The organism is Shewanella sp. ULN5, assembly GCF_030731885.1.
GTDB classification, from domain to species: domain Bacteria; phylum Pseudomonadota; class Gammaproteobacteria; order Enterobacterales; family Shewanellaceae; genus Shewanella; species Shewanella holmiensis.
Genome location: NZ_JAPJEE010000002.1, coordinates 102,243 through 116,657, shown reverse-complemented (window position 1 = coordinate 116,657; position 14,415 = coordinate 102,243). Strand labels below are relative to the sequence as shown.

General features: G+C 40.0%; 18 protein-coding genes. All 18 read left to right on the top strand.

Annotated features, from left to right (window positions below; all coding sequences use genetic code 11):
* The first annotated feature begins 266 nt into the window (after positions 1-266).
* Positions 267-980 (top strand): DUF3334 family protein, encoded by a 714-nt coding sequence (locus ORI98_RS02580; RefSeq protein ID WP_306134140.1) that lies wholly within the window; start codon positions 267-269, stop codon positions 978-980.
* Between the two features lie 44 nt (positions 981-1,024).
* Positions 1,025-2,056 carry a LacI family DNA-binding transcriptional regulator gene (locus tag ORI98_RS02575; RefSeq protein ID WP_306134139.1) on the top strand — a complete coding sequence of 344 codons (1,032 nt, stop codon included), beginning with the start codon at positions 1,025-1,027 and terminating at the stop codon, positions 2,054-2,056.
* 147 nt (positions 2,057-2,203) lie between these two features.
* Positions 2,204-3,070 carry a transporter gene (locus ORI98_RS02570; RefSeq protein WP_306134138.1) on the top strand — a complete coding sequence of 289 codons (867 nt, stop codon included), beginning with the start codon at positions 2,204-2,206 and terminating at the stop codon, positions 3,068-3,070.
* A gap of 26 nt (positions 3,071-3,096) precedes the next feature.
* Positions 3,097-4,035 (top strand): DUF808 domain-containing protein, encoded by a 939-nt coding sequence (locus tag ORI98_RS02565; RefSeq protein ID WP_306134137.1) that lies wholly within the window; start codon positions 3,097-3,099, stop codon positions 4,033-4,035.
* A gap of 874 nt (positions 4,036-4,909) precedes the next feature.
* On the top strand, positions 4,910-5,374 hold the full coding sequence (locus ORI98_RS02560) for a hypothetical protein (RefSeq protein WP_306134136.1): 465 nt from the start codon (positions 4,910-4,912) through the stop codon (positions 5,372-5,374).
* Positions 5,375-5,489: 115 nt separating this feature from the next.
* Positions 5,490-5,843 (top strand): hypothetical protein, encoded by a 354-nt coding sequence (locus tag ORI98_RS02555; RefSeq protein WP_306134134.1) that lies wholly within the window; start codon positions 5,490-5,492, stop codon positions 5,841-5,843.
* A gap of 148 nt (positions 5,844-5,991) precedes the next feature.
* Complete coding sequence (locus ORI98_RS02550) at positions 5,992-6,840, top strand: hypothetical protein (RefSeq protein ID WP_306134133.1); 849 nt, start codon at positions 5,992-5,994, stop codon at positions 6,838-6,840.
* Positions 6,841-6,920: 80 nt separating this feature from the next.
* On the top strand, positions 6,921-7,439 hold the full coding sequence (locus tag ORI98_RS02545; protein WP_306134132.1) for a GNAT family N-acetyltransferase: 519 nt from the start codon (positions 6,921-6,923) through the stop codon (positions 7,437-7,439).
* 121 nt (positions 7,440-7,560) lie between these two features.
* A complete protein-coding gene (locus ORI98_RS02540) occupies positions 7,561-7,896 on the top strand; it encodes a DUF6176 family protein (RefSeq protein ID WP_306134131.1) in 336 nt (111 codons plus the stop codon).
* A 106-nt stretch (positions 7,897-8,002) separates the two neighbouring features.
* The gene (def, locus tag ORI98_RS02535) at positions 8,003-8,506 is read left to right on the top strand and encodes a peptide deformylase (RefSeq protein WP_306134130.1); all 504 of its coding nucleotides are present in this window, start codon (positions 8,003-8,005) and stop codon (positions 8,504-8,506) included.
* Between the two features lie 376 nt (positions 8,507-8,882).
* The gene (locus ORI98_RS02530) at positions 8,883-9,902 is read left to right on the top strand and encodes an agmatine/peptidylarginine deiminase (RefSeq protein ID WP_306134129.1); all 1,020 of its coding nucleotides are present in this window, start codon (positions 8,883-8,885) and stop codon (positions 9,900-9,902) included.
* Positions 9,903-10,179: 277 nt separating this feature from the next.
* Positions 10,180-10,803, top strand: coding sequence for a hypothetical protein (locus tag ORI98_RS02525; RefSeq protein ID WP_306134127.1), 624 nt, complete (start codon positions 10,180-10,182; stop codon positions 10,801-10,803).
* A 120-nt stretch (positions 10,804-10,923) separates the two neighbouring features.
* Positions 10,924-11,529: a DUF998 domain-containing protein gene (locus tag ORI98_RS02520; protein ID WP_306134126.1), complete on the top strand. Its 606-nt coding sequence runs from the start codon at positions 10,924-10,926 to the stop codon at positions 11,527-11,529.
* 124 nt (positions 11,530-11,653) lie between these two features.
* A complete protein-coding gene (locus ORI98_RS02515) occupies positions 11,654-12,025 on the top strand; it encodes a nuclear transport factor 2 family protein (protein WP_261299985.1) in 372 nt (123 codons plus the stop codon).
* A gap of 89 nt (positions 12,026-12,114) precedes the next feature.
* On the top strand, positions 12,115-12,402 hold the full coding sequence (locus tag ORI98_RS02510) for a hypothetical protein (RefSeq protein WP_261299984.1): 288 nt from the start codon (positions 12,115-12,117) through the stop codon (positions 12,400-12,402).
* Between the two features lie 115 nt (positions 12,403-12,517).
* Positions 12,518-12,787: a hypothetical protein gene (locus ORI98_RS02505; protein ID WP_306134125.1), complete on the top strand. Its 270-nt coding sequence runs from the start codon at positions 12,518-12,520 to the stop codon at positions 12,785-12,787.
* Between the two features lie 136 nt (positions 12,788-12,923).
* The gene (locus ORI98_RS02500) at positions 12,924-13,481 is read left to right on the top strand and encodes a hypothetical protein (protein ID WP_306134124.1); all 558 of its coding nucleotides are present in this window, start codon (positions 12,924-12,926) and stop codon (positions 13,479-13,481) included.
* Positions 13,482-13,828: 347 nt separating this feature from the next.
* Positions 13,829-14,338 (top strand): type II secretion system protein, encoded by a 510-nt coding sequence (locus tag ORI98_RS02495; protein WP_306134123.1) that lies wholly within the window; start codon positions 13,829-13,831, stop codon positions 14,336-14,338.
* The last annotated feature ends 77 nt before the right edge of the window (positions 14,339-14,415 follow it).

Sequence of the window (14,415 nt, the reverse complement as noted above, 5' to 3'; positions counted from 1 at the left end):
GCCCTCAAGTGGTCAAATCAAGATGAGGCTAGGATATAAGAGTAAGCAGAGTTTGTAGTGTTTATTGTCATAAATTTGTGAGGTTAGAACAAATTTTTTCTAAAACGTTGTCCCACGGCTAAGCTATTAAAATTAACCTTAAATCAATAGGTTAATCGTTAATCACTTTTTTTAGCTGACTTATTGAGCTAAAGAGTTGTTTTAATTTTGATTTTTTATCATTTTACCCGCAAGATTAGAACAATTATAAAAATAAGGTGTCCCCCATGAATGCATATCAAACCGTTAACAATGACGATATTTTGTTAAAACTCTGCCATTCAGTTTCCCATGTACTTTCCAGTACCAGTGCAAGCCATGTTACCCACGCTGGTATGGTGCAGTCTATTTCACGTACCCGGTTAAAACCTGACTTAGGCTGTTTTTCTATTTTTGATGGCGGCTTTTCAGGCCTAGTTGTGATCAACTTTTCAGCAGATGCCGCAATTGAGATATACCGCCGTTATATGATTAATATGGGCATGCCAGAAACTGAATTGGCTTTTTCGCACACTTCAGATGATGTTGCCAACGTAATGGGCGAGTTGATGAATCAAATTTTAGGTGATTTCATCGGCAAAATTTCGAAAGAACTGCAAACCTCTATTAGTCAAAGTCAACCTAAAATGTTAACCATAAACAAAGAGTTAACTATTTCTGTTGATACTAATCTTGATAACGCAGTCGCGCGTCGTGTGTCATTTCGCACTGAAAACAATCATATTTTCTACCTCGAATTTGCAATGGATAAAACTGAATTCATGCGTTCTGAAGATTTTGAAATGGATGAAGAGTTTGATCCAGATTCATTATTTGAAAGCCATCGTCAAAGTGAATCCAAGGCACCGAAATCATCTAAACCCACACCCAAGCAAGATACTAACGTAAAAGGGGTTGCCATTGCCGAAGCCGATAATTTACTTGATGAGTTAGGTCTTTAATATCGAACAGTTATGTGTAACTTGAATCAGGCAAGGCGATAAACATGGCATCTAAAGCTACATCCATTGATATTGCTTATCGCGCAGGCGTTTCCCAATCTACGGTTTCACGCGCGTTAAGAAACAGCCCATTAGTCAATTTAGAAACTCGGCAACGCATTCAAGCAATTGCCAAAGAAATGAATTACAAAGTGGATAAGAACGCCAGTAATTTACGGACTCAAAATAGTCACACTCTGGCGCTGTTAATTTGTGAAGATCCCACCAATGATGACTCAATGATTAACCCTTTCTTTTTATCTATGTTGGGGTCAATCACGCGAGCAACCGCGCAACAAGGTTATGATTTATTAGTGTCATTTCAACAGCTTTCAAGCGATTGGCATGCTGATTATGAAGACAGCAATAAAGCGGATGGTATTATTTTATTAGGCTATGGCGACTATATGGATTACGCCCATAAGCTTGAAAAACTACTCGCACAAAATACCCACTTTGTTATTTGGGGTGCCGAACATAATAATAAATCAGTGTTATCTATTGGTTGTGATAATCATCAAGGTGGGGTGATTGCCACTGAGCATATGCTGGCCCAAGGCAGAAAACATATCGCATTTTTAGGGGATTCATCCAGTCATAGTCCTGAATTTAGAGATCGCTATCTTGGTCATTGTGAAGCCTTGAAAGCCCAGCAAATAAAACCGAACAAGCAGTTACAATTTGATGCGATAAGCACTGAAAGTTCGGGATTTGATGCTGCTAATGCACTATTAGATAAAGGGATAGCGTTTGATGCCATCTTTGCTGCCAGTGATTTAATTGCCATTGGTGCATTACGGGCATTGAAGAAGCGTGGAGTAAACGTGCCATCTGATGTTGCAATTATTGGCTATGATGATATTCCAGTGGCCAGCTTTGCTAATCCCTCTTTGACTACCATTAAGCAAAATACACAACTAGCAGGCGAAATACTGGTTGAAAGTTTATTAAAACTGATCCGAGGCCAAGACGTTTCTCCTATGTTGATCCCAACTAATCTTGTTGTGCGGCATTCATGTGGGGCAACCTCAGATTAATTTTGAGGTAAGGGTATTCAGCTAACTCAGTAACACACTGTTATCCAGTGTGTTCAAGTTGCAATCATCATTAAAGGACTGAGAGATTCAATGCTAATACGACCATTTAGACACTTGATTAAACCAATAATCCTCCCTATTTGTCTTATGAGCAGCTTAGTAAGCTTGTATGGTTTCGCACAAGATTTAGAACCCCGCAGTTATTCGAATATCCCAATTGATATGCACTTTGTGGTAGCCGGTTATGGCCGTTCTCAGGGCGGTTTATCGCCAGCGCCTGAAGTGCCGGTCAAAGACTCTGATGTGGAAATCAATGCCGGGGTTTTAGGCTATGCCGCAACGTTTGATTTAGGCGGCAGCTCGTCAAAATTCGACATGGTGGCAAGTCGGGTTTGTCTTAGTGGCTCGGCAATATTTCAGGGTGAATATGTTGAAGCTGAACGTTGTGGTTATAGCGACCCAACATTCAGATTAACCTGGAATTTTTATGGTGCACCGTCTTTAACTCGTCAAGAATTTGCCCAATACAAAGAAGGCTTTGTGATGGGGGCGAGTTTGCAAGTGACCGCGCCAATTGGTGATTATGATGCCAGTAAGTTAGTGAATATTGGTGCTAATCAATGGGTATTTAGACCCGGGTTTGGTGTGTCATATAAAGTAGGCGATTGGTATTACAGCGCAAATACTACGGTACGCATCTATCAAGACAACGATGAGTTTTATAACGGGATTTATTTAGAGAAAGCACCTCAATATTCACTTCAAGGCCATCTTATTTACAGTTTGGCTAAAGGTCAGTGGGTATCTTTAAGTGCAAATTACTTTATCGGTGGTGAAACCCGTAAAAATGGTGAGGATGCCAACGATGAACAGGACAACTCGCGTTTTGGTCTAACTTATTCATTAGCGTTAAATCAACAACATAGCCTTAAGTTTTATGCCAATACTGGTGTAATTACGCGCATTGGCAACGATTTCGACTCATTTGGTTTACTTTGGCAATATGCGTTATAACGCGCTTAAAAAGGAATAACGAGATTATGGCTGGTGCAAGTTTATTAACATTACTTGATGATATTGCAACGATTTTAGACGATGTTGCGGCTATGAGTAAAGTTGCCGCACGTAAAACGGCAGGGGTGTTGGGTGATGATTTAGCATTAAATGCCCAGCAAGTTTCCGGTGTGGCTTCTGAGCGGGAGTTACCCGTGGTATGGGCTGTTGCGAAAGGATCTTTTCGTAATAAGCTGATATTGGTGCCCGCGGCATTATTGATCAGCGCTTTTATTCCCTGGGCCATTACGCCGCTGTTAATGTTTGGTGGCTTATTCCTGTGTTACGAGGGCTTCGAAAAATTACACCATTCCTACACTCACAGAAATCAACAACATCAGCAAGATGATCAAGCCGCAGAGCGCAAACTCGCTCAAGATGTGAAAGATTTACAGCTTTATGAACAAGAAAAGGTCAAGGGGGCTATTCGAACCGACTTTGTGCTTTCTGCTGAAATTATCGCTATTAGTCTAGGCGTTGTTGCCGAGTCAGATTTAATGAGCCAATTTTTAACCTTGTCCGTTATTGCAATAGTGATGACCGTTGGCGTTTATGGTTTAGTGGCGGGAATCGTAAAAATAGATGACCTCGGTTTTTATCTTAATAAGCGTCAGGGTGAGGGCGTATTGACCCGCTTTGGACGATATATCGGTTTGAAGCTGATTCTAGCAGCCCCATACCTGATGAAAACATTAACCGTGGTCGGTACGATAGCCATGTTCATGGTAGGTGGCGGTATTCTTACCCACGGGTTACATGCCGTGGGCGAGTCATTTGAGCACGCAGCAACATGGGTGTCGCAACTTGACTATATAGGTGCTGTATTAGGCGCTATGACACCCAGTGTATTAAATGCGTTGTTTGGGGTTGCAGCAGGGGCGATAGCATTGGCCTTGATGGCAGCGGTGCAAAAATTACGGTCATAGCTAGGTTCACATTAATGTGTAGCACTTTTATGCTTAGTTGAGCGGTGTTAGGGGAGTTTGGTTTAATGTCTAGCTGCGCAGGAATTGGTTATGTCTGTTTGAGCTTTTACCTTTATGGTAATCAATTGCCTGAGCATCCCAGCGGCAGGCAATGGGTTAGATTGACGTTATGGTCTTCCATAATTGAGCAGAGATAAATGAATTAGACTGTGGGTGTCTGTCACTCACTTTTGCCCTAACGTTTGCTTGGAAATATGGCCTCAATTCAAATTAAGCAACCCATCTTTAAATACAGACGACTAATGATGCAAAATCGAAAAGACAAAATATCAGCTACTGGTCAGCCTAGGGCAGGCAATTGTGTGGATTACCGTTATGGCCCACTGTGACTTAATCAACAAAAATCAAAGTAAAATATTGAATTAAATATATAAACTAGGTTAAATTATAAAAAATTAAGGACAGAGTTGGGTTATCTCGAACATAATCATCGAGCACGCCATTTAGGGAAGAAGAAGCCATTCAATAACTTGAACCGCTCGACTCCCTTTTTAATGTTTACTCAACCCCACTAATTTCTATGTTTGATAAATTCGCCCGCTTTCATTTATACCTGTACATTTATACAGTTGTAATGATTTTCGGCAAATTGACGAAATATAAGGTCAAAAATCATTCATAAGTAGTAGATGTTATTGAAGTGATGGTTTTATAAGATGTTAATTTTTTAATGTTTTTTCAGCAAGCAAGTCGAAAAATAATATTGAAAAACATTTTGCACGCTTTGTTTTGCGATTTTTGAAATAAAAAGTGCTTTACATCAATAAGATAGCAAATTTAGGATGTTATTAATCAATAACTTGAATGGCCGACATTGAATGATGCGCCGTTCAATAAGCTGTTAAGTGCTTTGGAGATATCGCGCATTAAGATAGTAATAGGGAGTTTTATTTCTGTTGGTCTCGTCGAGGCCTTAAGTGATTACCTCATTTATATTCAGGTGATCTTACCAATGTTACCTGAAGTTCAGGCTGTACCAGTTTTTTGGTGGCTTGTCTTATTTTCTCCTCTTATTGCTGTCTGCATTGTTATCGGTGGGCTGTCTAAATCGGTAAAAGGTATAGTTCCACTTGCCATTTCAGCTTCAATTTCTATGCATTTATATAATCAAATTGCTGCAATACTCAATCTTCCTGGTCATGCTAAAAGCTGGGCATATGAAGCTCCCTTAAAGTTTTGGTCTATTGGTCTAGGCCTTCAGGCAATGTTTTGCTTCTTATTAATGCTCATTGGTTATGCTATCGTAACGTATTATGTACATCGCAAAGTCAGCACTTAACAAGCGCGTGCAATCTGACCTCCGGCCACTGTCACCTTTTGTGCAAAAAGCCGCACAAAAGGCGCCAGTAGCCTCCGGCAGTTGACGCGGGCGTTAAGTGGTAACCGAGTTCGAGATGCGATTACTTATACTTTTAATATCAATTCTTCCGCTAAATGCGTTTGCAGAAGTGTCGGATAAAATTGCATCTATACCCTTAATGTGGGTTCAGGCAGTGATTTTTGGCGGTATAGGTTTTTATCTGGCTTCTAGAAAGTGGTGGCTTTCCATCGTTGGTTTTATATTATTTTTTGCAATGGCTATCGGCACATACGATATGCAATCTGACAAATTCATGAAGGTTGCTGTTATCAAAGAGCAAGGAGAAATCTACTTTGCTATAGGTTATATCACGTCAATTATTGTCGCAGTTTTAACTACATTCGGTATTTTGTATGGTTATTGGCGTAAGCCTACAAAATGCACTTAACAAGGCCAAGCAACATAGTTCGCTGCGCTCTCTGGACAGCCTTGCGCTTGCGCCTTTTGTGCATGGCTTCGCCATTGTTGCACAAAATTCACAATCACAAGTCTGCCGTTGTTGGCGGCGTTAGGGTCCAAAAAAAGGATAGCTATACGTGACAGAGATTTTTGAATTTTTTAATCAAGGCTGGGTTGGCTCACTTATAGGTGTAATAGGCATCATTCTTGGTATTTTTGGTATCTTTTCATACAGAATTTCAAAGAGCGTTGCTAAACCTTCGTATCAAAAATCGTCACTGAGATTAATTGGAAGAAACGAAGATAACCTGCCTAAAGATGTAAAGGTGACCTATAAGGGTAATGAAGTAGATAGGCTCACAAAAACAACACTAACCATTTGGAATAATGGCACCGAAACACTGGATGGTAGTGATGTGGTCGACTCCGATCCTTTGCTAATATCTTTTAAGGAAAATGACAAGATATTGAGTTACAAAATCCTAAAGAAAACAAAGGATGCTAATGCGTTTTCTTTAATCAATTGTGAGGATGCTACTAACAAACTACGTTTAGAATTTGAATACTTAGATCCTAAAGATGGGGTTGTCATTGAACTGCTACATGATAGTGAAGAAAGGTATCCAACATTTAGCGGAACAATTAAAGGTCTGCCGTCAGGTTTTGTTGATCAAGGCCGAGTTATGCAGAGAAAACGAAATAATTTGAAAGGCCCATTAAAAATCTTGCTAGATAGACCAAAACTTGTTTTTGTTACTGCTATTGTGATCGGATTAGCCATGACTCTCTTTGGCCTTTTACCACAAGAAGCTAGAGATTTTATCGTTGGATTTTTGTCTGATAGCTCGGCTCAAAAGTCAATTGAACAGCAACCTATATTTTTTGTCGTTTTGGGCGTGATATACGCTGCAATGCCCGCTTTTGTGCTTTGGACACGTCGAAAGAAGTACCCTAAACAGTTGGACGTATCAGAAATTGAACCCTAACAAACCACTGCACACGGAAATTTTACTCGCTACGCTCACAAAATTCCGGTGAGTGGGGCGTTAGGCATCAAAGGACATATATGAGCACTCTGAAAATAAGAGTTTTAAATAAGGAGGACTGGGGAATTTATAAAGAACTCCGGCTCTTATCTCTTCAAGACTCACCCGATTCGTTTGGTAGTACTTATGAACATGAGATTAAATTTTCTAACGAAGAGTGGATTTCTCGTCTTGATCACGATAATCGGGCGAATTATGCATTGCCACTTATTGCTGAGTTAAATGGTGTAGCAGTAGGTTTAGCTTGGGGGCTGCTTCACAATCCGTATGATAAAACGGCTCATATTTATCAAATGTGGGTTTCTCCTAGTGTTCGCGGACAAGGTGTAGGTCGTTTACTGTTGAAAAAAATCATCTCGTGGGCAAAAGAATTTGATTTTGAGAGTATTTCTTTAGCAGTAACAACTACCAATATTGCTGCTGTTCATTTATATAAAACTACTGGTTTTGAGCCTTATGGTTCATTAGAAAGGCTCCGAGAGATATCAGCATTGTATGCTCAACCCATGAAATTGAAATTGTGCGATAATGCTGCCTAACAAAAACAATCACTTGACGCATTACGGCTTGTCATCATTTTTGCAAAAGAAAAGGCGCAAAAATAAAGCCAAACCTATGCGCAAGTGTTGTAGGCGTTATGTTTCAAAAGAGAATTAAGCTATGGAATACGCTTCAGGGCTAATCAAGTTAAAGCCCGGAACAGAAGATAAAGTTGAGGAGTGGCGCAGCACGATAGCATCTCGCTTAAATGAAGCTGCAGCCACTCTACGAGATGAAGAGGTTCAGATTGAATCTTGGTTTAAGGTTGAACTAAACGGGGAAAAATATCTTCTCTGGTATCTGCGAGCCAAATCAATCAGGCGAGTATTTGAGGTTTCAATGCAGCTGAAACACCCAATTGACAAGTTTCACTACGAGCTTATGGCCGAGATTGCTTCCGATAATGGGAACATATTGGCCGAGCCGCTAATTGATATTCCACGCAATGAAACATAACAAGTTGCTGTTGTCGCGCTGCGCGCTGCGCGCTGGGACTGCCTACGCTGCGCTTCGGCAGCCCCAAAGCAAAGCGTTATGAGCTTCCAAGAATTAGAAGGAAAATATGGCAGTTTTAGAAATTCTGACTGCACTGGATCCAAGGCTTAAGGTTAAAGCGGAAAAGGTGCAAGATATTACGACGGTACAAACATTAATAGACGATATGTTGGAAACGCTATATGCGACTGACAATGGTATCGGTTTGGCGTCGACTCAAGTTGGTCGTAAAGAGGCAGTTGTTATTATCGACCTTTCAGAAAGTCGAGATGAACCGTTAATTTTGGTTAACCCAGAAGTGGTTAGTGGCTCGGATAAAGTATTGGGTCAAGAAGGTTGTTTATCAGTTCCTGATTACTATGCAGACGTAGAGCGTTTTACTTCAGTTGTTGTGACTGCTTTAGACCGCGAAGGTAAGCCAATAACCATCGAAAGTGATGAGTTTCTAGCCATCGTAATGCAGCACGAAATAGATCATTTATCGGGTAATCTATTTATTGACTATCTTTCGCCACTTAAGCGTCAAATGGCTATGAAAAAGGTTAAAAAGTACGTTAAAGCGCACTCTTAACCTCGCACATAACAAACGCCTCAAGCGGGACTGTCAACGCGTGGCGTTTCCAGTCCCAACGCGATGCACTAAGAAGGGGAAGCCCTTTTTACTTTGAAAATACTATAACCCCGTCTCAATACCTCTTAAAGCGCACTAAAAAAACCACAAAACTGCATGTTAAATAATAATCGAAACATCACTAAATAATTGAATCAAAATATAGAGTCAGATATTGTTTGTTCATTAATCAAAATAAATTATAAAACGAGTAATTCTACAGGCTCGTTAGACCTTCGGGGAGAGAAACTTCATGCCCACTCGGCGCACCTTCATTAAATCATCTGGTCTTCTCACCGCAGCCACTCTGCTTGGCGGAGTGAAAGGAGTATTCGCGATGGCGAATAGTAAAGACGTTTGGTTCATGCCAGACGAGAGTGACCCACACCAGCGTACATGGATGGCTTTTGGAGCCAGCCGAGTAATATGGGGTAAGAAGCTATTGCCAGAAGTGCAGCGCAACTTGGCGACAATTGCTCTGACCATAGCAAAGTACGAGCCTGTTTCAATGCTGGTTCGCCAATCTGACTTGCAATTAGCCCAACAACTGGTGGGGAACAAGGTTGAGCTGATTGTCTGCCCGCTTGATGATTTGTGGATGCGCGACACGGGCCCAGTTTTTGTCGTGACGGAGAATGGTGACAAAGCAGCGGTTGACTTCAATTTTAACGGATGGGGAGAGAAGCAGGACTTTGACTACGATGCTGAAGTCGCCTCGTTCGTTGCTCAACATGCTGCTGTACGACGTATCCAGACCGACTTAGTACTTGAAGGAGGCGGTATCGAGGTTGATGGGCACGGTACGGCGATCATTACCGAGAGTTGCGTGCTAAACGACAACCGCAATCCGGGTGTGAGTAAAGCTCAGTGCGAGCAGGAACTGAAGCGGTTACTTGGGTTGGAGAAGATCATTTGGTTGCCTGGCATCAAGGGCAAAGACATTACCGATGGGCATACGGATTTTTACGCCCGCTTTGCTCGCCCTGGGGTGGTTATCGCTGGCTATGATCCTGATCCTGAGTCTTTCGATCACGCGGTGACAAAACGACATTTGGAAATTTTGCGTAATGCAACGGATGTCGAAGGCCGCAAATTGGAGGTTGTTGTTCTTGAGGCACCTTCAAAGGTTCGAGAGAAGTTTGCAAACGACGACTTCGCCGCTGGCTACATTAATTTCTATGTCTGTAATGGTGCCGTTATTGCCCCTGAATTTGGTGATCCGCAAGCCGATGCTGCAGCTAAACGCGAACTGCAAAAAGTGTTTCCTGGGCGAGAAGTGGTCCAGATCAACATTGACGGCATTGCGGCAGGCGGTGGAGGCATTCATTGCACGACACAGCAAGAGCCGAAGGTCTAACACATATAGAGGCTCACTTAGTGCGATTTATTTTGATATAAACAATGCTGCCTGACGCTTTTCAATCCTTTGAAATATCAGGTCGCGCAGTTTATGGCGGCGTTGAGGTTGTAGAATTACTCATATGGTCAAATCTTTAGGTGATTTTAGGGGGCTCAAATGCATCGCTTAGAAAGCGATATAGGAGGCCTAAAAAATGGCTAAATGTCTAAAAATAGACATTGTACAGGCTCGTTAGCATTCTTGAGATTTCCCCATTATTTAGAGTATTTATAAAATGTCGACAAGAGAAATATTATTGGTTCTAGTTTTGGTATTTGCATCAGGTTTTATATCCAGCCAAATAGCGAATGTATCGATACCTCACTATGCGGTAGCTTTTATGGCGATGATTGGTGGTTTTGTTGCAGTAGCTTTCAACAGGTTAAAACATTTAGATGATCTTAATTTAACTCGTAAAAAGGATGCCTCACTAGAATATATTAAGCACTTTAGTGAATACCGTTCAGCTCTACTGAGTCTTATTGACCCATCAGTAAAAGATGACATTTTCCATTCAAATTTAATAGAAGCAACCAAAAACATGAACGCATCACTAGATAAACTTCACGTAGTATCAAGTGATATAGTGTCTGAGAATCTAGAGTTAAAAAATTGTGAAGTAGTAAAGTTAATGATGGATTTTAGAGCTAAATCTACAGAGTTTGGTGAAGATAAAGTATCATTGTTAAAGTGGTTTGTTGAGGAAGATATTGGCTCTAAACTTAATATAATGAGGTATGAAATCATTAGCCTTATAAATACTGAAGTTGGCGATGGCTCGGGCACTAAAAGGTTTAAGATCGCTATTGACTCAAACAACGCTTATTTCAAAGGTTTATTTTCCAAGTTGTTAAAATAGAATGTTAAAAAGGCATTTAAATGGAGCAAAAACAGTGGGTTATGTTCCGCTTCGCTCCACATTATAACCAACAATTTTAGTCCGCTTAAGCAGCATTAGTTTACAAAAAGGATTTTGGAAGTGTTTGAAAGTATTGCGATCTATTCAGGATTAATTGCAACAATCTGGATCTTTATTGGTGTTTATGTAGCAGGTCGATTTTATGCTGGTTACGATCATTCTAAACAATTTTGTAGTGAATTAGGTGCGACAGGTAGTCCAACTGAAAAATTATCTCCCTTAATTAATAACTATCCCCTAGGCTTTCTATTTTGCTTTTTTGGTTGGTATGTTGCACAACTTTCAAACGTTTCAATCTTGGTTAACATTGCTGGCTGGTTAGTGATCGTTCATGGTATTGGTACATGGGTGGCAGGTTACTTCCCAATGGATGCTGATCCATTTACAAAGAATCCAACATTCAATTGTAAAGTACATTCTTGGGCTGGGTTTATCATGCTACTTTCGTTGGTTGTAGCTCCAATTTTAATTGCAATAAGTCCAACAACTGAAGTTATCCCACTATTCCTTCGAATTTTTTCAATTTTTTCTGTCGTAGCAGCAGTTTATTATCTATTTGCTATGGCTAAAGCGGTTAAAAATAAAAGTAACCCAGGCATTCATCAACGCTTATCTTATGGCTTTCAATTAATTTGGTTAAGTGTGTTTTCATTAGTATTGGTGTAAATGTAAACTAACAAGCAAAGTTAACGGGACAATTTTAAGCAGGCTTCCGTCGCTTTGCTCCTAATTATAGATAGCCTGTTTTAAAGTTTTCCCTGCATAGGGAGTTAGGTTACTTGGAGACTTGGTGGAAAATCTAAAGGCGAAGCTCATTGAATTAGAAGAGCATTTATTTGAGGCTGAGACCAGAGCTTCATACGGCGAATTGGATGAACTAATTGCGGATGAGTTCACTGAAATTGGTTGTTCTGGAGTTCGATTTGGAAAAAAAGAAGCTCTGGAGCGTCTGCCATCAGAATTGCCTCCTAAGATCAGAGCATCTGAATATGAATTAAGACATTTAGCGCCAAATTGTGCCCAGTTACTTTATAAAGCTGTAATGGTAAAAGGTGGTGATACAAGCGCGATTTACTCATTACGATGTTCAATATGGTCTCTGATAAATGGGAGGTGGCAAATGATTTTTCATCAGGGCACATTATGTAAAGCATTTGAGTAGCAACCCTGACAAGGCCATTAAATACGCTCCCAACGGTCCTACCGTCGTGGACTTATGGCGAGGTTATATTTCAATGAAAGGATTCAACTATGAAACCGTATAATAATTTATCAACACAAAACTTACCTTTGTTATTGCTAATCACAAGGATTACAACTGTTTTAGCGCTAATTGCTATTGTTTTATCGATTGTTGCCTTTATCGCTTCTTTCTTCATGAAAACGGGATTTGGCATTAATCAATTCTTTGTTTTATCAACAGCTATATTCCCGTCAGCCATGTATGTTTTATTAGGCTCGGGTGTTGTTGCTGCAATTATTGCTTTTGAAGAAAGTTATCGCAAAAAGTCTGAGGCGTATATTGCATCACTTAACTAAAAGATAACAAGGCAATTAAATTACTGCCACATAATAGTTGGCTCGGTTCCGCTTCACATTTTAGCCAACTATTTCTTAGCTGTTTATTGCGGCATTGTACAATGAGGAATTATCTGTGCCAAAAAAAGTTGTAGAAACAACGATAGCAAATACGCACATCAGGTTTGAAAATACTTGGTTAAGTGGCGCAAAGTTAATTGTAGATGGCAAAATATTAGCACAGGATGATTCATATTTGTCGCTGAATAAAAACTCACCATTGGTAGCAAAAAAGATTGTAGTAGAAGGTGTTGAGCACCTTATTGAAGTGTTTGTTTATGCCATTTTTACCGTAAAAATCAAAATACATGTCGATGGTCAGTATGTTGCTGGTGACAAGTTCTGAAAATGAACAATAACGTCTGGTGTCAATCTGTAAGACCTTGGTTTTATTCAATTCATCACTCATATTGGCTTAGCCATCAATTGACATCGCTGAACAACGAAATCGCTTTCAATGGTTTCAATTTTGTAGAGGTTTTATGTACAAAAAACAACTAAGCTTGCTGATAGAAGAGGGGCATCCTGCATATGAGTGGGCTAAAAAACAGTCGGACTCGGTAAGTGCTTTTGGTCATATAGGAACACATATTGATTGTTATGAGTCTGAGCCAGAACAGGCAAAATATGAAGTGGCCGCGCAAGTTATCGACTGTACGGATAGAATGCCTTTATTGAGTGATTTTGAACACTTAGATATTTCTGGAAAAGCACTGGTAATCTTTACTGGGAATGTTGAGATAAATGGTTATGGCACCCCCGACTATGGCGCAATGGATACCTCACTTAAAACTGATGTTGTTGATTGTATTCTAGCAAAAGCGCCTGCATTTATCGTGATAGATAGCTATGGAATTGGCTCTCACGGTGATGAACATATTAGGTTTGATAAAAGGTGTGAGTCAAATGGCTGCTTTGTCATCGAGAATGTAAATTTATCTAGGGCCGTTGTGGGTAAAATTAACAAATTGCAAGTTGAGTTTGATAAATCATCACAGTCAACGGGTAAAAGGTGTGAAGTAACCGCACTTTGTATCTAAACTAAGGCTCCTAATAAACGGTTTGATACGGACTCATGATGTTTGGCATTGAGTTAACAATATAAAGAATAAGAAGGTATGAACATTAAGGTCAATGTAAGATTAATTTGGGAACCATCAGCGACCCTGCTATTCAGGGATGATAAAGCCATTAAATAATATCTGTCCTCTACAGCCCTAAAGCTTTACCCTGAGCCGCTAATTAAGACCTTATCAATTGCACCAATCATTTGAAGTTTTAAACGCTAAGTTTTGATTTTTAAGCCTTTATTTTTTACTGACTTGTTTGGAAATGAGTGTGACCATCAACTAGAGTTAATATATTCGTCCAAATTGAGTGCAAATATATGAAAAAAGGAAATAATCAGGGCTTTACTCTTATCGAGCTGGTAGTTGTGATTATTATTTTAGGGATTTTAGCCGTTACAGCAGCACCTAAATTTATTAACCTGCAAAGTGATGCTTATTTTTCAGCGTTGCAGGGCTTAAAGGCTGCAATTAATGGTTCTAACACATTAATTTACTCAAAAGCTGCGATTCAGGGGGTAGAAAAATCCCCCAAAACAGATATCGTCATAGTATCTGCTGCTGATCCGGCCAATAATGTAGAGGTTACTATTGGTTATGGTTATATAAGACCAAACTTTAATGATTTTGCGGTCGCATTAGACATGAGTATTTCTAAAGGTGATGATCCTTCAGACCCAACTATCACTACAGAGTGGATTTTCGATAAACCAAATAGTATTGGCTTTTTTTGGCAAACTGGTGCGCCGATTACATGCTTTTTACAATATACACAAGCGACGGCGACAACTTCTCCTATTATTGAACTACCCGATCCATCTGATTGTTAAATAGATTAATAAGGCTCACTCAAGAATATAAACGTTGAATTGTATCTGTGAGGAAAGACAAAACATGAGCCGTTAGA